The organism is Burkholderia cepacia complex sp. TUM26381 (assembly GCF_057439935.1).
The window spans coordinates 708,190-730,127 of sequence record NZ_CM172008.1; the positions used below are offsets into that span (position 1 = coordinate 708,190).

Here is a 21,938-nt window from a genome sequence, read left to right on the forward strand (position 1 = left end):
CGTGTGCCACGCCCGTCCGGTGAGTGGCGTCGTGGCCTGCCGTGACGCCTAGAGGGTTTCCTTGAAGAAGGGCACGACCTTCGCCATCGCGATGCCGACCGGTTCGGGTTTGTCGTACAGGTCGTAGTGCGACCAGCCCTCGGCCACGACGATCCGCTTGTCCTTCGACGCCGCGCGGCCGTAGATCTCCCAGCCGTCGCGATACGCGCCGAAGCCGCCCGGCTTGTCGCCGATCACGACCAGCAGCGGCTGGGTCAGCAGCACTTCGGCGTTCAGGAACGCATCCCAGCCCATCGCGGCGCTGCTGAACGACATCAGCTGGCTCGTGGCGCCATTCGGCTGCTGGCCGCGTGCGGTCTTGTAGTACTCGGTGGCTTCGAGCACGTCGATGTCGGTGATGCCGGCCTGCTTGCCGGCTGCCACGGACTCGGGCAGCAGGTTGGCGACGTGGCGTTCGCCGCCCTGTGCTTCCGCCGTGCGCATCGCGCTCAAGTTCTCGGCGAACTCGAGTGGCTTGAAGTTGGCAAAGCCTTCGCGAATCAGGCGGCCGTAATTCACGCCGGTGATCGACACCAGCGCCTTGATGCGGTGGTCGGTAATGCCCGCATGCACGGTATAGGCGCCGCCGCCGCACACGCCGATCGCGCCGATGCGGCCGGCGTCGACGTACGGCAGCGACTGCAGGTAGTCGACCGCGAAGCGGATGTCGGACACGCGGATCGACGGGTCTTCGATGAAACGCGGCAGGCCGCCGCTCGCACCCTGGAAGCTCGCATCGTGCACCAGCACGACGAAGCCTGCCTCGGCCAGCCCCTTCGCGTAGATGTTGCCGGCGGTCTGCTCCTTGCAACTGCCGATCGGGTGCGTGCTGACGATGGCCGGGTACTGCTTGCCCTCGTCGAAACCCGGCGGGAAATAGAGATCGGCGGCCGTGTCCCAGCCGAGGTTCGGGTAGGTGACGGTCTTGATCGGGGTTGTACTCATGAATTGCTCCAGTGTGAAGGGCATGGCAGCGCTGGTCCGCGCCCCGCGAGGGCTTGCTTCGACGCGCGTCGGGAAAGCGGCGCGAGCGCCGAGGCGGCCGGGGTAGCGCATGGCGGCACGTCGTACGGCGACGTGGGGTTCGTTCCAGCACGCGTCGTGCACCGGTTTGCGTGGCTGGCGATGTGAGACTGCGAATCGTCGCGCTATCGGCGATGCGTGCTGTCAGGTTCAAATGGTAGGAACCGAATCCACCATCGACAAGCGCCGCCCGGCTACTACACATGTAAGTCCCGCTTAACAATGCAGGAACCGGCTTGTCCCCCTGGAAGGTGATGCCCTGCTGCGCACGTGCTTCCTATCATCGGTCTCGTCGTTCGCCCTCGCGAACGCGACGACAACGATCACAACCGACAGGAGACGTGTCCATGACATTCAGCGTGTCGTGCCGGCCCCGGCATCGAGCCGTGGCAGCCGGCCATCCGGCGAGGACCCCATGACTTCAACGACAGTGACAAGCCAGGCATTGCACCTGGAACGCACGCCCGTGGACGGTGCTTGTCCCGCGTGCGACGCGACGATGCTCGCGCGCTATCCCGTGCATTCGGAGGGCGGCTGGTTCGACGTCGTCAAATGCCAGGCATGCCTGCATTCCATCCGGCGCGAGCCGGCGTCCCGGCTCGGGCCCGTGCTGCGCCTGCTGTCGGACACCCTGTAGGAGAGAACCCGGATGATTGCTATCGATGTAGGCGGTACGTTTACCGACGTGGTCTCGTTGCGCGACGGCCGCATCGAGACTGCCAAGATCTCGACGGACTATGACGACGTGACGAAACCGATTCTCGCCGGCGCGCGCGAATTGAACGTCGCCGATGCCAAGGCCTTCAACCACGCCAGCACGCACGGCCTGAACGCCGTCATCACGCGCCGGCTGCCGAAGATCGGATTCCTGACGACCGAAGGCCACCGCGACATTCTCGACATGGGGCGCGTCTGGCGTCCCGCCTCGGCGATCCTCGATCCGCGGTGGCGCCGCAGCTTCGGCGACGCGACGCGCCCGCTGGTGCCACGCTATCTGCGCCGCGGCATCCGCGAGCGGATCCTCGCCGACGGCTCGGTGCTGTTCCCGCTCGACGAAGCGCAGGCGCGCGAAGAGCTTGAAGTGCTCAAGCGTTGCGGCGTGACCGGCGTGTCCATCTGCCTGCTCAATTCATACCTGAATCCCGCCCACGAAGTGCGTCTCAAGGCGCTCGTGCGGGACGTGCTCGGCGACGTCGCCTGTTCGATCTCGAGCGAGGTTTCGCCGCTCGCGCGCGAGTATCCGCGTGCGTCGACGACCGTGATCGACACTTTCATGAAGATCATCTACGCGGATTACACCGAGCGGCTCGAGAACGGCCTGAAGGCGGCGGGCTTCGGCGGCGAGCTGAACTTCGCGGACTGCGCGGCGACGCTCGTGCCGGTGCGGCGCGCGATGGAGCAGCCGTACCGCATCGTGTTTTCCGGCCCGTCGGCGGGCGCGATCGGCAGCGCGCACTTCGGCGCGATGATCGGCGAGCCGAACCTGCTGTGCGCCGACGTCGGCGGCACGTCGCTCGACATCAGCGTGGTCACGGGCGGCGCGCCGTTCGTCAACACGTCGTTCGAACTCGAGCACGACATGGTGGTAAACGCGCTCGCGATCGACGTCACGGCGATCGGGGCGGGCGGCGGCAGCATCGTCGCGATCGGGCCGGCCGGCGAGATCCAGGTCGGGCCGGCGAGCGCCGGTTCGACGCCGGGGCCGGCCTGCTACGGTCGCGGCGGCACGCAGCCGACCACCACGGACACCTTCCTGATGATCGGCGTGATCGACGAGCACGGCTTCGCGAACGGCGCGATCAAGCTCGACCGTGCGCTGTCGCGGCAGGCGTTCGAGCATCTCGACACGGGGTTCACGCTGGCCCAGCGCGTACGCTACGCATACGAGATCGCGATCCACAACATCGCCGAAGGGTTACTCAACGTCGCGATCAAGAACGGCATCGACCCGCGCGACTACAGCCTGATGGCGTACGGTGCGGCCGGGCCGATGCTGCTGCCGGGCGTGCTCGATTCGCTCAAGTGCAAGCAGGTGATCGTGCCGCCGAATCCAGGCCTGTTCTCCGCGCTCGGGCTGCTGTCGGCCGACCAGGTGTTCACCGCCAGCCGCAGCCACTACGCGATCCTTTCGGCCGAACTCGCGCCGCAGGTCGACGCGCTCTACGCGACGATGGAAGCGCAACTGCGCGAAGGGCTCGATGCGGGCGCACGCGTCACCTTCGAGCGCAGCTTCGACGCGCGCCTGGCCGGCCAGAGCTGGGAAACGCCGTTCGTGCCCGCGCCGAACGGCACGATCGACGCGGCCGCGATCGACACCATGATCGCCGCGTTCCACCACAGCTACGAGACGCGCTCGGGCAACCGCTTCGAGTCCTTCCCGGTGCAGGGCGTGACGTTCCGCGTGCGCGCCGTGCTCGAAACGCCGAAGGTCGCCTATCCGGAGCTGCCGGCGCGCGGCGCCGAGCCGCTGCGCCCGGCCGGCCGCACGACGCTGCGCTACCTCGGCGACCTGTCCGACGCGAGTGGCGAAGGGCACCAGGACGCGGCCGTCTATCACCGCGACGCGCTGCGTCGCGGCGACGTGATCGACGGCCCGGCGGTCGTCAACGAAGGCTTGTCGACCACGCACATCGGCGCGCGCCAGACCGCGACCGTGGGCCGCTTCGGCGAAATGCTGATCCGCAACAAGGAATGAGCGCACCATGAATCTCCTGACCGATATCGCCGCCGCACCGCACGCCGGCGACACCCAAGCGCGCATCCGCGCGCTGTCCGACGCGCAGTTTGCCAAGCGGTACGCGTGCGAGCGCTTCACGGCGTCCGTGCTGATCAACCGGTTGCGCTACGCGGTCGAGCACATGTCGACCGGCTTCATGCGCGAAGCGTTCTCGCCGATCATCCGTGACTGGTACGACTTCGCGTGCACCCTCAGCGGGCCGCCGGAGATGGACTACCCGATGCCGGTGGTCAGCAACAGCCTGGTCGTGTTCCTCGGCACGATGGGCGACGCGGTGCGCAACGCGGTGCAGGAATACGGGCCGCACAACCTCGAACCCGGCGACGTGCTGATCTGCAACGACCCGTACCGCGTCGGCACGCACGTCAACGACGTCTGCTTCATCCGCCCGGTGTTCGTCGACGGCCGGCTCGTGTCGTTCGTCAACATGCGCGCGCACCAGCTCGACATCGGCGGCGTCGTGCCGGGCGGCTTCTCGGCGACCAAGCGTAACGTCTACGAGAACGGCCTCGTGATCCCGCCGATGCTGCTGTGGTCGAAGGGCAAGCCGGTGCGCTCGACGTTCAGCCTGATCTTCGACAACTCGCGCTTCGGCGGCCTGCTGCTGCCCGACTTCCACAGCATCGCCCATCAGCTGGAACTGGGTGAGCGGCTGGTGCGCGAAAACATCGCGCGCTACGGCCTCGACGCGTATTTCGGCAGCCTGGCCTACGCGTGCGACGTATCGGCCGAACGCATGCGCGATGCGATCGGGCGGATTCCAGACGGCGACTATACGGGCTCCGCGCTGATCGACGCGGACGGCGTCGACGCCAGCATCGACTACCGCGTCAACATCACGCTGCGCAAGCGCGGCCACCGGATCGAAGCCGACCTGTCGGGCAGCTCCGCGCAGGCGCGCTCGTCGATCAACTGCGGCATTCTCGATGCGAAGACGGCGCTCGGCGTCGCGCTGACGCTGTTGCTCGACCCCGAGGCGCCGTTCACCTCGGGCACCTGGCGCGACATCGACCTGGCCGCGCCGGCCGGCACGCTGCTGACGTCGCTGCCGCCCGACGGCGCGATCATGATGTTCTGGGAGAGCAGCGGCGCGCTGGTCGCGGCGATCCTCAACGCGCTCAACCCGGTGCTCGGCGAGAACGCGGTGGCGGGCGACTACGGCTCGACCAGCACGCACAACGCATACGGCGTGACGCGTGCCGGCACGCCCTGGGCCAACGTGTGCCAGTGCGGCGGCGAGCACGGCCCGTGGGGCGCGACCAAGGAGGCGGACGGCGACAGCTACACCGTGCTGCTGACGCTCAACAACCTCGACCCGGCGACGGAATCCATCGAGGCCGATTCGCCGGTCGTGCTGCTGCGCAAGGAGCACGCGATCGACGGCGGCGGCGCGGGCACGCATCGCGGCGGCGCCGCGCACCTGAAGGACACGCTGTGGCTGACGGCCGCCGATCACCACAGCTCGCCGTTCCGCACGCGCGAACCGAGCGGTGTCGGCGCGAACGGCGGCAGTGCGGGCCCGTGCGGCGGCGTCTGGTTCTTCCCGCCCGCACGCGATGCTGACGGCCGCCCGGACGCGCTGCTCGGCACCGGCCCGGACGTCTATGCGGCCAGTACGCCGGTCGCGGGCGTGCTCGACCCGCAGAGCAAGGTGCTCGACCCGCAGCGGGGACGCTACCACTACTACGGGAGCCAGCCGGTGTGGAAGACCGAGCCGGGTGCGATCTCGCGCTACATCACGAACGGCGGCGGCGGGTGGGGCCATGCGTTCGCGCGCGATCCGGCGAAGGTGCTGGCCGACGTGCGCGACGAGTACGTGAGCATCGCGGGCGCGGCGCGCGATTATGGTGTCGTGGTGGTGGGTGATCCGCTTCGGGACCCGGAAGGGCTGCGCATCGACGAAGCCGGCACGCAACGCCTGCGCGCGGCGCGCTGACGGCGTTCGAACGCGAAACGTTCGCGTATGCACGGCCGGATGCGTCGGGTCGGGTCGGCTCGCCGGCAGTGCGCGGGTCGCATAGAGGAAAACACCAGCTATCAAACGTCACCCCGACTACCTAACATTTGATCGGTTCGGTTTCCGCCCCGGTGTCACACGCGGGCCGGAACCGGTATTCGATCAATCCACCCTGTTGGGGCAGACGGAGGCGAGCTTGTCCGGTGCGGCAATCAGATCGACCCATCCGCTCGACAGCCTGATCGGCGCGATCGGGAGCGCGGTGTTTCCCGAGCGGTTCGGCGCGTCGCTGCACGCTCTGTGCGGCGCCGAGCTCGCGTTCATTTTCCGAATCGTCGACGCGCGCCCCGTCGAATTCGTCTCGATCGGCTGCGACGGGTCCGACCGTGTCGAGCACGTGCGCAACACCTATCTCGGCGGCCAATGGTGGCAGTTCGACGACGAGATCAACGAACTCGGAACGAGCGGGAGCGACGACTGTCGTCTGCTGAAGACCGACTTCAAATTGTCGGCACCGCCGCGCTTGCGGCAGACGCTTTACGGGCAACTGAACATCCGCGACCGGGTGCTGATGGGCGGCCGCGTCGACGGTCATCCGCTCGTGCTCGGCATCACGCGCCCGGAACAATACGGCCCGTTCGAAACCCGTCACGTGGATACGCTGGCCGACCGCGCGGCGACGATCCTGTCGATCGTCGCCCGGCATTACGACCTCGCGATGCGCGCGCGCCGGCTGCCGAGCCTGCTGACCGACCTGGCCGAGATCGAGCGGCAGATTGCGCTGTCCCGCGAGCGGCTGACCTCACGCGAATCCGAGGTGTGCGCACGTTATCTGTACGGCCTGCCGACATCGGGAATCGCCGCCGATCTCGGCATCGGCACGGAGACCGTCGTCACGTATCGAAAGCGCCTGTATGAACGCCTGTCGATCGGCAGCCACCGGGAACTGCTGCTCTGGTATCTGAATCTCTGCAGCTGCCTGCAATGAAGGCCTGCGCGGTGTCGCAGCTCCGCCTTTTCGCTTCCAGTGCCCGTCATTCCGAAGCACGAAACGGTATCGCCGCGCGAATTGACTTGCCTGCACGCCGGAATCAGGCTGGTTCACATTGCGTCCAGCCGCCGTGCTGCCGGGGCCGCCCGCGACCGCTGCATCTCGGCGATCGCCGGACGGCATGCGCTTATCGGCCGCAAACGCCCAAATACATTCAGCGTCGCAAAGGCCGGGACGGGCCTTGCGATCAGAAGACAGACGATACGGATCCGCCGTGGTGAGATGACCAGTGCACCGGTCATCGTTCATGGATGGATTGCCAATGGACTCGCTCCCGGATGGTCTTTCGCTGAAGGGATTCCGCTTTGCACGACATCGCGGCCAAACCGGAACTCCCCACTTCCGACGGCGACCGATTCTGGTTCAGGGCCAACGGTCAACAGAACGCGCGCTGCCTCCGGGCCGTCACCTGATCTGCTTCTGAACCAGCGCGATTACGGCACCTGCAACGGAGATGATCGCGATCACATAGAAGCAATCCAGCACGCTCATGAAGCTTGCTTGATGTGCCGCCATTCGGGCAAATTCCCCGAGGGCGGCACCTTCGGCCTGTGCGGTATTCATGCCCTGTTCGACGAATTCGCGAGCCGTCGACTGCAGCGCGTTCTCGAAGATCGGGTTGTAAGGCGTCGCAAACTCGGCCAGCCGGGTTTGATGGAGTGCGAGGCGGTGTTGATCCAGGATGATGACGGACGCAGTCGAGAGCGAGTAGGCGAGTTGCTTGACGATATTCTTCAGCCGGTAGCCGTGCGTAAACTCGTGATCGGGGAAGATCTGGAATGCCACGTTTCCGTTGGGCAGGGCGATGAACATCAACAGGAAACCGCGTACGATCAACGGCGCGAGGAGCCACGGCGCGCTCACATCCGGTGGAAGGTTCATGAACCACACGGCGATGAACGTGGCCATCAGAAATCCCGGAACGATCAGCAGTTTTTTGCGCGTGACGAACTTCGCGTACCGGAAGTACAGGAAGGCCATCGCGATCGACGACAGTGACGTGAATCCGACGATTCGACCCGCGTTCTCCACGGGATACCCGAGCCCGCCTTCGAGCAGCCGGGAAATCAGGTAGCCGATCGCGTTCGTGATGTAGTAGTAGAACGCATACAGAAGGATGGCGATTCTGAATGGCCCTTCGCGCAACGCATTCAACCGGATAAGCGGCTTGGGATGGTTCCATTGTTGCCACGCAACCCACCCGAGCGCGAGCAAACCCGTCGCGGTGAGGAGCAGCAGTACCGGCGACGTACTGAACAGCTCGAAGCGGACCTGCTGGGCGACGATCTGCAGCGCACCCAGGGCGACTGCGAAAACCAGGTAGGGCCAGAGGTGCGTATCGCTGCGCAGTGCCGGCTGGCGCTTGCCGATATGCGGGACGACCAGGAACGCGAATACCGCCAGTGCGAGTCCGGCTACCGTCGTGCAGAGGAACAGCGCATGCCAGCCAAAGTTTGCAATGAGGACCCCGCCGATCAGCGGCGCGAGCGCGCTCGCCAACAGAATGATCGTCAGGAACAGGCGCGTCGCTGACGGGCGATTCTTCGGCGAGAAACCGGTCTGAAGGAGGATCCGGCAGGTGCCAAGCATCGGCCCGATGAAATAGGCTTGAAAGCCTCGCGCCATCGCCAGTTGCAATGACGTCGTGCTGACGGATGCCGCCAGCGAGCCGATCGCGAACATCAGCAGGCATCCACTGAGGTAGCGACGGAACCCGATTCGCTCGATCAGCCATTGCTGTTGAAGAATACCCAGCACCGATGCGACAGCGTAGGCAGACGACGACCACACGAGTTCGTCGGGCGGCACATTGATGCCGCCGGCCACGTAGCTGCTGAAGAACGAGAACGCCGTGTTGTCGAAATAGTCGAGTCCGACCGACAACGCGACGGCCCACGGAAAGAAGTCGTTGCGAAGATGGCGGAACGTCAGCGATCGCGCACGGGAGAATGCCATGATCAAGACTCTCCGTTGACGGAATCGCGCGACGCAGAACGGCGCTCGCGCGCGGCAAGACGTTCGCCTTCCAGGGCATCCGAGGGTGTGCCGGCGAGTCGTCGACGCAAATAATCGAGATCGTCGTTCAGCTCGTTGCGGAGTGTTTCGGCATCCTTCAATTCGCGTCGAACCTGCACGATCCGGGCATTCAGGCGCGTGATCTGCTTCGCAAGACCCGACGAGATCTCGTGCAACGACTCGGCGGAATACTGCCTGCGACCGCCGGCCTCGATCGCCAGCGGCTGCTTGAGCATTTCGGTGATGCCTTGTAGCGAAAACCCAAGGGAGCGCAGACGCAGGATCCGTCTTAGCCTGTCCAGATCCGCGGCACTGTAGAGCCGGTACCTCCCATCGCTCCTGGCGGGAATCACAAGGCCGAGTTCCTCGTAATACTTCAGTGTGCGGGGCGTCACGGACAGTTGCCGGGCGGCCTCGCGAATCGCGACGAGTGGTGAAGTCCTGGCTTGCATCGGTCGAAAGAAGAAGGAGGGCAATCGCCTGCGCATACGGCGTCATGCGGCGCGCTTGGGCACCACCTGAAACGTAAACGTATGCGTACAGGTTTGTACGAAAATGAAGCGCCGACGTTCGGTCGGCGCTTCGTTGAGTCGGACTGGCGTGCCGGAAGACACGCGGTCGATCCGCTACTCGGAATCAGGACCCGCGTGCCCCACCGATTCGGCTGCCCGTGCCGATGCGTGCATCACACGGGAACGATCACACCGTCAGGCCATGACGATGGTCTTCGATTCCATGAACGCGGCCAGCCCTTCGACACCGCCTTCACGCCCGATGCCCGACTGCTTGAACCCGCCGAAGCCGATCGAGAAATCGGTGCGCGGGCCATTGTGGCCGACCGTACCCGAGCGGATCTGCCGTGCCACGTGCAGCGCACGGGCGCTGTCGTTCGTGAAGACCGCGGCATTCAGGCCGAACGGCGTGTCGTTCGCCATCGCGATCGCGCTCGCTTCGTCGTCGGAGGGAATGACGCTCAGCACCGGACCGAAGATTTCTTCCTGCGCGATCGTCGAACGATTGTCGACGTTGCCGAACACCGTCGGCTCGAAGAAGAAGCCGCGCTGCAGCCCGGCCGGTCGCTTGCCGCCGGCTGCCAACGTTGCGCCTTCTGCAATGCCCTTGGCGACGAATCGCTCGACGGTTTCCCGCTGCCGCGCGCTCGCGAGCGGGCCCGAGGTCGTTTCCGGCGCGAACGGATCGCCGACCACGATCTGTCTCGCAGCGTGCGACAACGCTTCGACCATCGCATCGTGCTTTGCACGAGGCACGATCACGCGCGTCAGGCTGTGGCAGATCTGCCCGGTGTTGTAGCCGAAATAGGACGGGCCGAGCACGTTTGCCGCTGCCTCGATGTCGTAGTCGTCGAGAATGACGGCCGGCGATTTGCCGCCCAGTTCGAGCGTGACGCGTGCAACACGATCACCGGCGATGGACGCGATTCGGCGACCGGCGCCGGTCGATCCCGTGAACGTGATCTTGTCGACGCCGGGATGGCGAACCAGTTCCTCGGACACGTCGCGATCGGCCGTCACGACGTTGATCACGCCGGGCGGCAAGCCGATTTCTTCGCAGATCTCGGCGAACAGGTAAGCCGAGCAGGGCGCTTCGGGCGACGACTTGATCACCAGCGTGCAGCCTGCGAGCAGCGCCGGCGCGGTCTTGTACGCCATCAGGCCGGCAGGGCCGTTCCACGGAATGATCTCGCCGACCACGCCGACCGGCTCGTATACGCGATAGCCGAGATTGCCGGTCACCGACCGGTGTTCCTCGACAAACGGAAAGGTCGATGCCATTGCCGCGTACTGACGAAACGCGCCGCTGATGAACAGCCCGATACGGGGTTGAGCAACCTTGTAGACGATCCCGGTTTCAATCGCCCAGATACGCGCAAAATCGTCATTCAGCGCTTCCAGCCGCTGCGCGAACTTCTCGAGATAGACCGCGCGTTCCTGCGGCGTCATCCGCGGCCACGGGCCGTTGTCGAACGCGTCGCGCGCTGCCGTGATGGCGCGCTGCATGTCGGCGGACGCCGCCTTCGCGACGGTCGCCACGACTACTTCAGTCGCGCAATCGAGCACGTCGAACGTTTCGGAGGTGGACGGCTGGACCCATTGCCCACCGATATAGAACTCTCGAGGATGCTTGAGGTCGATCGTTCTCTTGGTCATCTGAATCTCCATGGCCGCCGTGGGCGGCACTTTCCAAATTCCGGACAGCACAGAGGTGTGCGTGCCGTCAAAATACGATGACGCCCTTGCCACCCGTCTGTTGATTGAAGTGAGCGTAGGCGTCACCGGCTTGCTCGAGACTCCACTCGTCGGTAAAGAGCTTGTCTACCTCGACGCCGTGATCGGCGATGAAGTGAGCACAATCCTTCATCCCGACTTCGGAGAAGGTGAAGGAGCCGATCAGCGTCCTTTGCTTGCCGATCAGATCCTTCATCGCGTCGATGGTCAGGTTCCCGCCGACCGCGACGAGAACGACGCGCCCCCACACTTTCGTGCTGCGAATGGCCTGTGCGCGCGGCAATTCGCCGCCGGCACATTCGACCGCACAGGACGCGCCTTTTCCGCCCGTCAGCTTGTGAATCTCGTCGACCGGGTCGACTTTGCTCGCATCGATGCCGTGCGCGACGCCAAAGGCTTTCGCGCGTTCGACGCGATCCGGATTGATGTCGACGCCGATCACCTCGATGCCCATCGCGGCGGCGAGTTGAGCCGTGGAGAGCCCGACCGGGCCCAGGCCATAGACGGCGAGCGTGTCGCGCGCACTGATACCCAGGCGCAGCAGCGCGCCGTAGGCGGTGCCGGTGCCGCACGCGATGGCCGCGCCGCCCTTGAACGACACTTCCTGCGGCAGATGGACCAGCGACGATACCGGTACCTTCATGTAGTTCGCATGCCCGCCGTGGCTCAGCACGCCGTAGATGCGTGCGCCGCGATCGCACAGCTGGGTCCAGCCCGTCCGGCAGTGATCGCAGCAACTGCAGCCCGCGTAATGAAAGACCATCACGCGGTCGCCGACCCGAAACGTGCCGGGATCGACGCCGGGGCCGACAGCGGCCACGACGCCGCACGGTTCATGTCCGCCGATGACCTGCGCGGATTCCATCCGGTCGCGCATGCCGAGCATGCCCAACGACTCCGCCATGCCGTGGCGGTAATAGTGAAGGTCGGTCCCGCACATGCCGGACGCCTTCATTTCGATGACGGCTTCCCCGTATCCGGGAACGGGGTCGTCGAAATTGAGAACGTCGACCTTGCAATTTCCCTGAAAGACCATGCCACGCATGAGAATTCTCCAACTGCTGGTACGTGAGCCGGCGTGTGCGTGGCGGCTCGTGCGCGAGGCATCCGTGTTCCGATACCGGCGCGGCGAGCTCGGGCGCGACGCGCGGCGCGGGTCAATGAATGGTCAATCCGCCGGTCGGACTGAGCGTTGCACCGGTCAGATAGGCCGACTCGGCGGATGCCAGGAACGCGACGACCTGACCGATATCGGTCGGTGCCGCGACACCGAGCGGGCACCCGGCGACGACCTTCTCGTATTGCTTGCGGTGCTGCTCCGATACCTTGCTGTCGGCGCCGAATACGGCGTCCCACGACGGGCTGTCGCGCACGACCGTCACGCACACGCAGTTGACCCGGATCTTGTCCCGCGCCAGTTCCTTCGCGATGACCTTGCTCGCGCGGATCAATCCGCCGGCAAACGTCGACACGGCGGTTTGACCGGGCGTCGGCACCCGGCCGCCTTCCGACGTCACGAAAATCACGCTGCCTCCGCCCCGGGCACGCAGGAAGGGCACCGCGGCCTGGACCGGGAAGAGCTTGGCCGCCGTGTTTTCCGCAACGACCGCAGCGACACGCGCCAGGTCGATATCGGCAAACGGGCCACGCACCTTCGGAGAGCGGGCCTCGTCGTCATTGCCGCCGGCATTGGCGACGACGATGTCGATGCCGCCGTAGCGACGGGTGGTCTCCTCGGCCAACGCGTCCATGTCGGCTTTGGTTCGAACGTCGCCGGGCAGAAAATCCGCCTGGCCTCCGGCCTGCCGCAGTTCGGCCAGGACCGGCTCGGCCTTTGCCGCGCTTCGCCCGTTGATCACGACCGTTGCGCCGCGCGCTGCCAGCTGCAAGGCGATGCCTCTGCCGATCCCGCCGGTGCCGCCGGTGACGATGGCTACTTTCCCTTCAAGACTGCTCATCGAAAATTGCCTTCAAGACAGTGAGAATTGCGTTCGAACGTGTCGTCAGGTCGAGTACGCCCGGCACGGCCGATCGCGCGTATCCGCCGACGGATCGACGATGACGGCCGGATCGAAGCTTGCCGAATCAATGGCCCGCCGCGCATCGGTGTGAGCAATGATAGGAACGAAGAGGCGTTAATCCGAGTGCTGTTTCTCGAACCGGGCATTGCGTTTTTTCGAACCTGAACACCAACGCGCGTCGACGCCGGATGCGCGAACATCCGGCTGACCGACGAACCAGCAGGCAGGCCGGCGATCCTGACGTCATGCGGCCCGGCATGCCGGTTCGCGAAACCGCAACGCCGTCTTCGCGAATTCGCATTTGTACGATTCGGCTGGCTCACCTAGCATCGTTCGTGTCAGGCGATGGGGTCGATCCGGAATCGTTCCACGCCGGATGAGATCAAATGCCCTGCGAGGATCGCAGGGCGCACAAACGAAGCGTTGCCAGTCAAGAGACACCACGAAATCGACGCGCTGCACAATCGAGACCCGTGGCGGCCGGCACGCGAAAACACGATCAAGAGACATTAAAAAAGGAGACAGGATGGAGGCGGCACTTCATGATTCGCGCGTCGGAACGAAAACCGGCGCCGATCGACCCTTGGCCGGTATACGGGTGCTGACAGTCGAGAACTTCATCGCGGCGCCGTTTGCCTCGATGTGGCTGGCGGATGCAGGCGCGGAAGTCGTCAAGATCGAGACGCGCGAGGGCGGCGATTTTGCACGGAGCACGAGCCCGGTCAAACCCGACGCCGACGGCAAGCCGAACGGGCTCGCGTTTCTTCGGACCAATCGAAACAAGAAGAGCGTCACGCTCGATCTCAAACATGAGGAGGGGCGACGCATCTTCCTGGAACTCGCGGCACAGGCCGATGTGGTGATCGAGAACCTGCGGCCCAATGTCATGGACCGGCTCGGGCTCGGGTACGCAGACCTGAGCAAGGTCAATCCGCGCCTGATCTACGGCGCCATCTCCGGCTTCGGGCACGATGACATACTGCCCAGCCCGTACGGCGAGTTCCCCGCGTTCGATATCGTGGGGCAGGCAATGAGCGGGCTCATGTATCGCCCCGAGCGCACCGGAGATCGCCCCACCTATCTGGGCTTCTCGCTTGCCGATATCGAGTGCGGAATCCTGGCGCTCTACGGCGTCGTGCTGGCGCTTCTGCATCGGCAGACTACCGGCAAGGGCAAGAAAATCGATATCTCGATGTACGACGCGTCGCTGATCCTCAACGAAATCTCGGTCACGATGTATTCCGCGACGAAGCGAACCTCACCGCCCGGTGTGCACGCCGTCACCGCGCCGTTCGGAACCTATCGTGCGAAGGACGGCTACATCGTCATTGCGGTGCTAGGTGAACACATCTGGAAGCGGTTCGCGGAAACGATCGGCCGTCCCGAGCTGACGAGCGACCCGAGATTCGCCGACGGCATAGTGCGCAAGCAGCATCTGGACGAGCTGAACGTGGAGATCGATGCGTGGCTGGCCGATCGAACGCGCGAAGCGGCGCTGGCGGCGCTGCGCGCGGGCGGTGTGCCGTGCTCGACCGTCAACGATGTGCCTGATTTGTTCGAATGTCCTCACGTTGCCGCGCGCAAGATGCTCATGACGCTCGACGATCCCGTGTGGGGGCCCATCCAGGTGGCGGGGAACCCGGTCAAGATGTCGGACGTGCCCGAGCCCGAGGCAAAGGCGCCGCCGAGCCTCGGCGAGCACAACGCGGATGTGCTGCACCACTGGCTTGGCATGGACGACGGCGAAATCGGCAGATTGCGGGACATGAACGTGATCTGAGCCCGGTGGCGCGACGACGGGCAACTGCGTCGGTTCAGCGTGGATTGGCGCGCGCAATCATGCCGGAGTCTGCCTGAACCTCGAGACGGCACGGCGACGCGGGCGGATCTGGACGTCGCGTTTCCGATCGAACGGCGCGGGCGCCCCGATTGACGATGGCCCCCCTCCGACATAGTCTTTCGGTTTCGGGCGCTCGATGGAGCCCGGCTGGACGATCATGGAGGTCGAATGACGGGGCTCAGTCTCCACAATCTGACGCGGCGCGTCGACCTGTTCACATTGCGGCTGTTTCTCACCGTCGTGGAAGAGCAGCAGATGCGTCGCGCCGCCGTGAGGGAAAACATCACGCCGTCGGCTGCCACGAGACGCATCCAGGATCTCGAGGAGATTGCCGGCATCGATCTGTTCGAGCGACTGCCGGGCGGCATGGTGCCGAGCCGCGCCGGCGAAGTGCTGGCCCGCCATGTACGCGTGCTGTTCGAGAATCTCGACGTGATGCGCCGGGAGGTCGCCGAGTTTACCGAAGGCGTACGTGGCCATATCCGCATCAGTTCCACCAGCACGATCATCGTTCAGTTCCTGGCGCGGGAAATCGCCGAATTCACGCGGGACTTTCCGCTCGTCGATATCGAGTTGCAGGAGGATGCGAATACGAACGTGGTCGGTGCCGTCGTGACCGGCAAGGCCGATGTGGCCATGTTCTATGCAACCGACGATATCGACCGGGAGGCGCTCGACATCATCGAATACCGCACCGACCGCCTGGTTGCCGTCGTACCGCAGGGGCACCGCCTGGCGGAGCGCGCGAGCGTCACGACACGCGACTTGCTCGAGGAGAACATCATCGGCCTGTCGGCGACGACGTCGATGATGACGCAACTGAAAAACGCCGCATCCGCGCTGGGGCGCGAGCTGGTCGTGAAGTACCGGGTCAACACGATCGAAGCGGCCCGCAGCCTGGTCAAGGCCGGCCTGGGCGTGACGATCCATCCCGAGAGCATGCTGCCGCTCGAAGACTTCAATAAAGTGACGCTCGTCGCGCTGGACGAGCCATGGGCGCTGCGCCATCTTTGCATCGGCACCAAACTCGGCGATTCGCTGCCCGCGGCCACGCGGGCATTCATTGCGCAGTTGACCGACCGCTGATTCCCGTTTCAACGATGCCCATGCCCGCGAAGCACGTGGCAGGGGCCAGCATGTCGTGCACACCTGCGTGCATGGCCGATCTTCCTGCGTTGCGGCAACCGCGCCATCGCTGAGCCGGCGCTCGTGCGGGTGCGGCTTTCCCGCGCATGCGGGCATCGATTCGGATTCGTCGAATCGCCAATTCGGAATCCATCACTTGGCCTGAAAATTTCGTATCCCTATATTTTCATCGAACAAAAGAAAGCCCGGCCTATAACGGGTGTCCATGAATGAAACAGGAGACAACGTGAACGACTCTTCAATTCCGACGCGCAGCGGTCTATTCGTAGTCGCATTGTGCTTTCTGACCATCGCCGTCGACGGCTACGATCTCATCGTCTACGGCGCAACGGTATCGGCGCTTTTTTCCGAACCCGGCTGGGGCCTGACTGCCACGGGAGCGGGAATGATCGGAAGCTGGACCCTGGCAGGGTTGATGCTGGGCTTGTTCGGCGCGGGCTCCCTGTCTGATCGGATCGGGCGACGCAAGCTGATCATGGCCGGCGTGTTCTGGTTTTCGATCGGTTCGCTACTGTGCGCGCTCGCGCATTCGCCGACCCAGTTGGGCATTGCGCGCTTTCTCACGGGCGTCGGGCTCGGGAGTGTCGTGCCTTCATCGGTGGCGCTGACGGTCGAGTATGCACCGAGAAACCGCCGGCAGCTCTACAACGCGCTGGCGCTCTCGGGTTATGCGGTCGGCGGGGTGATTTGTGCGTTGCTGGCCATTTCGCTGCTGGAAAGCCATGGCTGGCGAGTGCTGTATGGCGCCGGAGCACTGTACATCTTCGTCTTGCCCGTGATGGTCTTCTTCCTGCCGGAGTCGGTGAATTTTCTGGTCGATCGCAACCGGATGGACGAGGCGCGCGCACTGGCCACCCGCTATTCGATCGACTTCGATCGCGTGCTTGCCGATCACGAAAGCCAGCGGCAGCTGCATGCCGGTTCCGGGGAACGGCGCGGCTTCAGGCTCGTGATGTCGACGGAATGGCGATCGGCGGTGCTGCTGTTCGCCGTCGTATGCTTCTGCGGTCAGATCGTCGTCTATGGAATGAACGTCTGGCTTCCCACGTTGATGCGCAAGGCCGGCTATCCGCTCGGATCGTCGTTGCACTTCCTGATGGTGATGCAGTTCGGTGCCGTTGCCGGCAATGTGATCGGCGCATGGCTCGCCGATCGGCTGGGTTCCCGGAAGATACTCATTTCGTTCTTCGTCGTGTGCGCGCTGTCATTGCTGGTCATGAGTCAGAAACCCGGTTACACCTGGTTGATGCTTGCGGTGTTCGGTGCGGGACTGGGTTCGATCGGATCGACAACGCTCGGCTATGGCTACATCGCAGCGTACTTCCCCGCCTTGTGCCGCGGCTCGGCGATCGGGACGGCCCAGGGCCTGGGACGGATCGGCTCGGTGCTGGGGCCGATGATCGGCGGATGGGTCGTCGGGTCGAATCTGGGTCATCAATGGAATTTCTACGTATTCGCGATTCCATCCGTGATCGCCGCGGTGATGGTGACGCAGATTCCCAGGGGCACGCGCATGGGTACGCATTACGCGAAGGCGTGACCGGAACGCAGATCGCGACGGACGCGCCGTCGCGACACGATCGCGTTCATGCCGGCCTGACGGATTCGGGTTTCATGCGAAAGCCGGCTTGTCGCCGTCGGTTCCCGGCTTGTTGACGCCGACGTTGTCGCGCATCAGCCGGCCGGGATGTTCGACCAGATCGGCGATCAGGGCGGCCACGCTTTTCCGGGAAACCTCGGTTCCCTTGAACGGCTCATCCCGTGCGGTGATCTCGTAACTCACCTCATCCTTGTCTTGCAGCCATGCTGCACGCAGGATGGTGTAGTCCAGCCCGGATGCCTCGATCAGGTCGGCGGATCTGCGATAAGGCGGCAGATACTGTCCGATTTCCCGGCGGTTCCATTCGCCGAATTTCCCGGGCACTTCGTCATAGATTCCGAGCGAGTTGACGAAGATCAGCCGCTTGACGCCGGTGGCCTTCATCGCCGCCAGGATATGTTCGGTTTGCGTATCCACGTCGCCGGCCAGGTTGGCATACACGACGTCTTGCCCTTCCATGATGCGCGGCAGCAATTTCTTGTCCAGTACGTCGCCGATCACGACGCTCGCGTTGGCAGGCTCGTTGCCGGCCAGCTTCCTGGGGTCGCGCACGAGGAGCGTTTGCTTGACGCTGCTCTTCACTCCCAGCATCTGTACGGCCCAGCGGGCGATTTGCCCGCTTGCGCCGAGGATCAGTACCTTGGTCATGGTTGTCTTCCGTGTTGTCGAAGCGGGCTCCCCGCGACAAGCGGGGGCGTGTTCGGAGGGAGCGTGTGCCGTTGCGCAGCAGTAAGCGTGCGGACACCGTTCGGGGAACGCCAGTTCGTGTCCGGCATGCGAGGGCACCGCGGAGCGCGGTACGCGCTCATCTCGGTGCGATAACCCGGCAGTGAGGGATTACAGGTTTTCCTTGTAGAAAGGAATCAGCTTCGCCAGCGCCTTGCCGACTGGCTCGGGCTTGTCGTACAGATCGTAGTGCGACCAACCTTCGACAACCACCAGCTCCTTCTTCTTCGACGCCGCGCGACCGATGATTTCGCAGCCGTCACGGTAGGCGCCGAACGCACCGACCTGGTCGCCCACCACCACCATCAGCGGCTGGGTGAGCAGCGTTTCGCACAGGTGGAACGCATCCCAGCCCACGGCGACGGCCTGGTGCGAATACATTGCACGGTTCACGCCGTTCGGCGCGCGGCCGCGATCCGAACGATAGTATTCGGTCGCACCATAGACGTCGACTTCCGTCAGACCGGCTTCCTTGGCGGCCTCCGGCGACGGCGGCAGCAGGTCGTCCACGCGCAGGTCGGCGCCGCGCGCTTCCGCCGTGCGCTGCTTGGCCATTGCCTCGAGGGCGGCGATCGGGTCGTAGTTGCTGAAGCCTTCGCGCATCAGGCGGCCGTAGTTGGCGCCCGTTACCGTGCCTACCGCCTTGATGCGGCGCTCGGTCATCGCAGCATTGATCGAATAACCGCCGCCACCGCAGATGCCCAGCACGCCGATGCGGTCTTCGTCGACGTACGGAAGCGTCACGAGGTAATCGCAGACGACGCGGAAATCCTCGACGCGCAACGTCGGATCTTCGATATAACGCGGCTCGCCGCCACTATCGCCTTGAAAGCTGGCATCGAATGCGATGACGACGAAGCCTTCCTTGGCCAGCGCCTCGCCATACACGTTCCCCGACGTCTGCTCCTTGCAGCTGCCGATCGGATGCGCGCTGATGATGGCCGGGTATTTTTTACCTTCATCGAAATTCGGCGGGAAGTAGACGTTGGCGGCGATATCCCAATACACATGCTTGATCTTGACGCTTTTCATGACGGCTCCGTCCACGGGGGAGAGTTGGGTTCGCAAGGCCGATTCGTTCACGGCCGAGCGGCGACGGGTTGAATATAGTGCCGCGATTGGGATGACGGAAGATTGCAATCTGAACTACAGTGGTATTCCCAAATTGACAGTGGTATCGGCATGGATCCCTCATTGCTCCCGTCTCTCGCGTGGTTCGCCCGCGTCGCCCATCATCGCAGTTTCACGAAAGCGGCCGCCGAGGTGGGCGCTTCCCGCGCGAATCTCTCGCAGAACGTGAAGGCGCTCGAGCGTCGGCTGAACGTCAAGCTGCTGTATCGAACGACCCGCGACATGTCGTTGACCGAGGAGGGGCAACGGCTCTACGACGTGTGGTACCCCGCGCTGGTCGCGGTCGAAAGAACCGTGGACGCGTTGCACGACGCGCGTAACGAGCCTTCCGGCCTGATTCGTATGAACACCTCGCGCGTCGCAGCGAAGACATTGATCGAACCGCATCTGGAAGAGTTCAGCACGCGCTTTCCAGGACTCGGTCTCGAACTGGTCATGGACGACAGCCTGGCCAACATCGTGGCGGACGGATGCGATGTCGGCATCCGGATCGGCGAGAGCCTCGCACCGCACATGATTGCCGTTCCCATTACGCCGTCGCTGGAGATGGCGGTGGTCGGCACGCCGGCCTATTTCAAGCGCCATGGCGAACCCGCTACGCCGGCCGATCTGACGGAACACAATTGCCTGCGCTTCCGGCAGGTCAGCGGCGCCATTCATCCGTGGGAGTTCACGTCGCCGGACGAGCCGGGGCATGGGTTCGTGGTGGAGCCGCGGGGAAGCATCACCACCAACGACGACGACGGGATGATCCGGGCAGCGCTGCAGCATGTCGGGCTCATCCAGCACATCGACATCGCCGTGCAGCCGCATCTGAACTCGGGCGCATTGATACGCGTGTTGCGGCCGTGGTGCAAACCGTTCGCGGGCTTTTACGTCTATGCGCCGACCCGGACCCAGATGCCGGCCAAAGTCAGGGCGCTCATCGATTTCCTGGTGGAGAAGCGGGAAGCCATTGCGGTTTCCCGCGTTTGAGAGTCGGCGTTACCCGGTCGTTGACCGTCAACCTGCCGGCTGCCGGAGTGACCCGCGTGACGCGGGCCGGGTGTCGCCCGGCGGACGGCACCATGTACGTGTCCGCTGCCGGACATCGCGTTTCAGGCAACACCATTCATGCACACGCCCGGCTACCTGAGCATGCGCCGGTATGCGTCGTCCATTGCAGGCAACGAAACCGCCCCGAAGTACGGAACGTCGGAACGCGCCGAATTGACACCCGACAGCCGCGCCTCTGTAATCGAAAGCTCAGGGAGGGGAATCGTGCGAGGTCCGTCGCGCGTTTTTCACGGGATGACGACCACGAACGTACGCACTTGCGACGTTCGACAACCAGAGGCGACGATCATGATCGACGCACTGACCGTCCGGGTCGCGGCGAAACAAGACGAAGCCGCCGACATTTGCAGTTTCGAACTGGTTCACGCGGATGGCCTGCCGCTGCCACCGTTCTCGGCGGGCTCGCATATCGACGTGATCGTGCCCGGCGGGCCGACGCGCCAGTATTCGCTGTGCAACGCGCCCGACGAAACTCATCGGTACCGGATTGCCGTGCTGCGCGACCCGAAATCGCGCGGCGGGTCGGCCGGCATGCACGATTGCGTGAACGCAGGCGACACGCTTGTAATCAGCGCGCCGAGGAATCACTTCGCGCTCGCACATGACGCGACGCTCAGCCTGCTTCTGGCAGGCGGTATCGGCGTGACGCCGATGCTCTGCATGGCGGAACGGCTGGCGCGCATCGATGCGCCGTTCGAGATGCATTACTGCACGCGCTCACGCTCGCGCACGGCCTTTCTCGACCACATCGCGCGCGCAACCTATGCCAGCCGGGTGCAGGTTCATTTCGACGACGAAGGCGAAAACCAGCGCTTCGATATCGCGGCACGGCTCGCGGCTCCCGCGCCCGGGACGCACCTGTACGTATGCGGCCCGAAGGGGTTCATGGACGCGGTTCTGACCACCGCGCGTGCGAGCGGATGGCCGGAAGCTCAACTGCACTACGAGTTCTTCGCGGCCGACGCGCGACAGACCGATCGGGATGGCCGGTTCGAAGTCGAGATAGCAAGCTCGGGCAGGGTGATCGTCGTCGAGAAGAACGAATCGGTCGTGCGGGCACTTGCGAAGGCCGGCATCGCGATCGAGACGTCGTGCGAGCAGGGCGTGTGCGGGACGTGCGCGACCCGCGTGCTCGCGGGCGAACCCGAGCATTTCGATCTCTGCCTGACGCCCGACGAACGAGCGGCGAACGACCAGTTCCTGCCGTGCTGTTCGCGGTCGAAATCCGCGCGTCTGGTTCTCGATCTGTAACGAGCGTGTGTCGACGGCCGGTTCCGGCGCGTCGAACCGGATGCGAAATGCAGTGCGCCGCGCGAACCCGCCGCGAGATCTGCGGCGGATTCGTGCGG

The 21,938-nt window shown here is 64.5% G+C and carries 17 protein-coding genes; 9 read left to right on the top strand and 8 right to left on the bottom strand.

Features of this window, described 5'->3' with window-relative positions; all coding sequences use genetic code 11:
• Positions 1-48: 48 nt before the first annotated feature.
• Positions 49-984 carry an alpha/beta hydrolase gene (locus ACWMMN_RS35085; RefSeq protein ID WP_340626032.1) on the bottom strand — a complete coding sequence of 312 codons (936 nt, stop codon included), beginning with the start codon at positions 982-984 and terminating at the stop codon, positions 49-51.
• Positions 985-1,477: 493 nt separating this feature from the next.
• Between ACWMMN_RS35085 and ACWMMN_RS35090 the strand changes: the two genes are divergently transcribed.
• The 4 genes from ACWMMN_RS35090 to ACWMMN_RS35105 all read left to right on the top strand — a co-directional run bounded on the left by ACWMMN_RS35090 (position 1,478) and on the right by ACWMMN_RS35105 (position 6,744).
• Entirely contained in the window at positions 1,478-1,699 is a 222-nt protein-coding gene (locus ACWMMN_RS35090; RefSeq protein WP_048027079.1) for a hypothetical protein, read from the top strand.
• Between the two features lie 12 nt (positions 1,700-1,711).
• Positions 1,712-3,757 carry a hydantoinase/oxoprolinase family protein gene (locus ACWMMN_RS35095; RefSeq protein ID WP_486424144.1) on the top strand — a complete coding sequence of 682 codons (2,046 nt, stop codon included), beginning with the start codon at positions 1,712-1,714 and terminating at the stop codon, positions 3,755-3,757.
• A gap of 7 nt (positions 3,758-3,764) precedes the next feature.
• Positions 3,765-5,735 carry a hydantoinase B/oxoprolinase family protein gene (locus ACWMMN_RS35100; RefSeq protein ID WP_486424145.1) on the top strand — a complete coding sequence of 657 codons (1,971 nt, stop codon included), beginning with the start codon at positions 3,765-3,767 and terminating at the stop codon, positions 5,733-5,735.
• Positions 5,736-5,952: 217 nt separating this feature from the next.
• Positions 5,953-6,744 carry a helix-turn-helix transcriptional regulator gene (locus ACWMMN_RS35105; RefSeq protein ID WP_486424146.1) on the top strand — a complete coding sequence of 264 codons (792 nt, stop codon included), beginning with the start codon at positions 5,953-5,955 and terminating at the stop codon, positions 6,742-6,744.
• Between the two features lie 468 nt (positions 6,745-7,212).
• On the opposite strand, the gene ACWMMN_RS35110 is transcribed toward ACWMMN_RS35105, so the two are convergent.
• The 5 genes from ACWMMN_RS35110 to ACWMMN_RS35130 all read right to left on the bottom strand — a co-directional run bounded on the left by ACWMMN_RS35110 (position 7,213) and on the right by ACWMMN_RS35130 (position 13,027).
• On the bottom strand, positions 7,213-8,763 hold the full coding sequence (locus tag ACWMMN_RS35110; protein ID WP_486424147.1) for an MFS transporter: 1,551 nt from the start codon (positions 8,761-8,763) through the stop codon (positions 7,213-7,215).
• Between the two features lie 2 nt (positions 8,764-8,765).
• Entirely contained in the window at positions 8,766-9,275 is a 510-nt protein-coding gene (locus ACWMMN_RS35115) for a MerR family transcriptional regulator (protein ID WP_486424492.1), read from the bottom strand.
• Between the two features lie 255 nt (positions 9,276-9,530).
• A complete protein-coding gene (locus ACWMMN_RS35120; RefSeq protein WP_486424148.1) occupies positions 9,531-10,991 on the bottom strand; it encodes an aldehyde dehydrogenase in 1,461 nt (486 codons plus the stop codon).
• Positions 10,992-11,058: 67 nt separating this feature from the next.
• Positions 11,059-12,114, bottom strand: coding sequence for a zinc-dependent alcohol dehydrogenase family protein (locus ACWMMN_RS35125; RefSeq protein WP_486424149.1), 1,056 nt, complete (start codon positions 12,112-12,114; stop codon positions 11,059-11,061).
• Between the two features lie 112 nt (positions 12,115-12,226).
• Positions 12,227-13,027, bottom strand: coding sequence for an SDR family NAD(P)-dependent oxidoreductase (locus ACWMMN_RS35130; protein ID WP_256087402.1), 801 nt, complete (start codon positions 13,025-13,027; stop codon positions 12,227-12,229).
• A 589-nt stretch (positions 13,028-13,616) separates the two neighbouring features.
• Here ACWMMN_RS35130 and ACWMMN_RS35135 point away from each other — a divergent pair.
• The 3 genes from ACWMMN_RS35135 to ACWMMN_RS35145 all read left to right on the top strand — a co-directional run bounded on the left by ACWMMN_RS35135 (position 13,617) and on the right by ACWMMN_RS35145 (position 17,616).
• A complete protein-coding gene (locus ACWMMN_RS35135) occupies positions 13,617-14,870 on the top strand; it encodes a CaiB/BaiF CoA transferase family protein (protein ID WP_256087403.1) in 1,254 nt (417 codons plus the stop codon).
• 228 nt (positions 14,871-15,098) lie between these two features.
• The gene (locus ACWMMN_RS35140) at positions 15,099-16,016 is read left to right on the top strand and encodes a LysR family transcriptional regulator (RefSeq protein ID WP_342706386.1); all 918 of its coding nucleotides are present in this window, start codon (positions 15,099-15,101) and stop codon (positions 16,014-16,016) included.
• 286 nt (positions 16,017-16,302) lie between these two features.
• Positions 16,303-17,616, top strand: a complete 1,314-nt coding sequence (locus tag ACWMMN_RS35145; RefSeq protein WP_059242460.1) for an MFS transporter — start codon at positions 16,303-16,305, stop codon at positions 17,614-17,616.
• A 72-nt stretch (positions 17,617-17,688) separates the two neighbouring features.
• On the opposite strand, the gene ACWMMN_RS35150 is transcribed toward ACWMMN_RS35145, so the two are convergent.
• Together ACWMMN_RS35150 and ACWMMN_RS35155 are read right to left on the bottom strand one after the other, a co-directional pair.
• The gene (locus tag ACWMMN_RS35150) at positions 17,689-18,324 is read right to left on the bottom strand and encodes an SDR family oxidoreductase (protein ID WP_256087405.1); all 636 of its coding nucleotides are present in this window, start codon (positions 18,322-18,324) and stop codon (positions 17,689-17,691) included.
• Between the two features lie 189 nt (positions 18,325-18,513).
• Positions 18,514-19,434, bottom strand: coding sequence for an alpha/beta hydrolase (locus ACWMMN_RS35155; protein WP_486424150.1), 921 nt, complete (start codon positions 19,432-19,434; stop codon positions 18,514-18,516).
• A gap of 150 nt (positions 19,435-19,584) precedes the next feature.
• Here ACWMMN_RS35155 and ACWMMN_RS35160 point away from each other — a divergent pair, with 150 nt between their 5' ends.
• Both ACWMMN_RS35160 and ACWMMN_RS35165 read left to right on the top strand, forming a co-directional pair.
• Entirely contained in the window at positions 19,585-20,508 is a 924-nt protein-coding gene (locus ACWMMN_RS35160; protein ID WP_256087406.1) for a LysR family transcriptional regulator, read from the top strand.
• A 369-nt stretch (positions 20,509-20,877) separates the two neighbouring features.
• The gene (locus tag ACWMMN_RS35165) at positions 20,878-21,840 is read left to right on the top strand and encodes a PDR/VanB family oxidoreductase (RefSeq protein WP_256087407.1); all 963 of its coding nucleotides are present in this window, start codon (positions 20,878-20,880) and stop codon (positions 21,838-21,840) included.
• Positions 21,841-21,938: the final 98 nt, after the last annotated feature.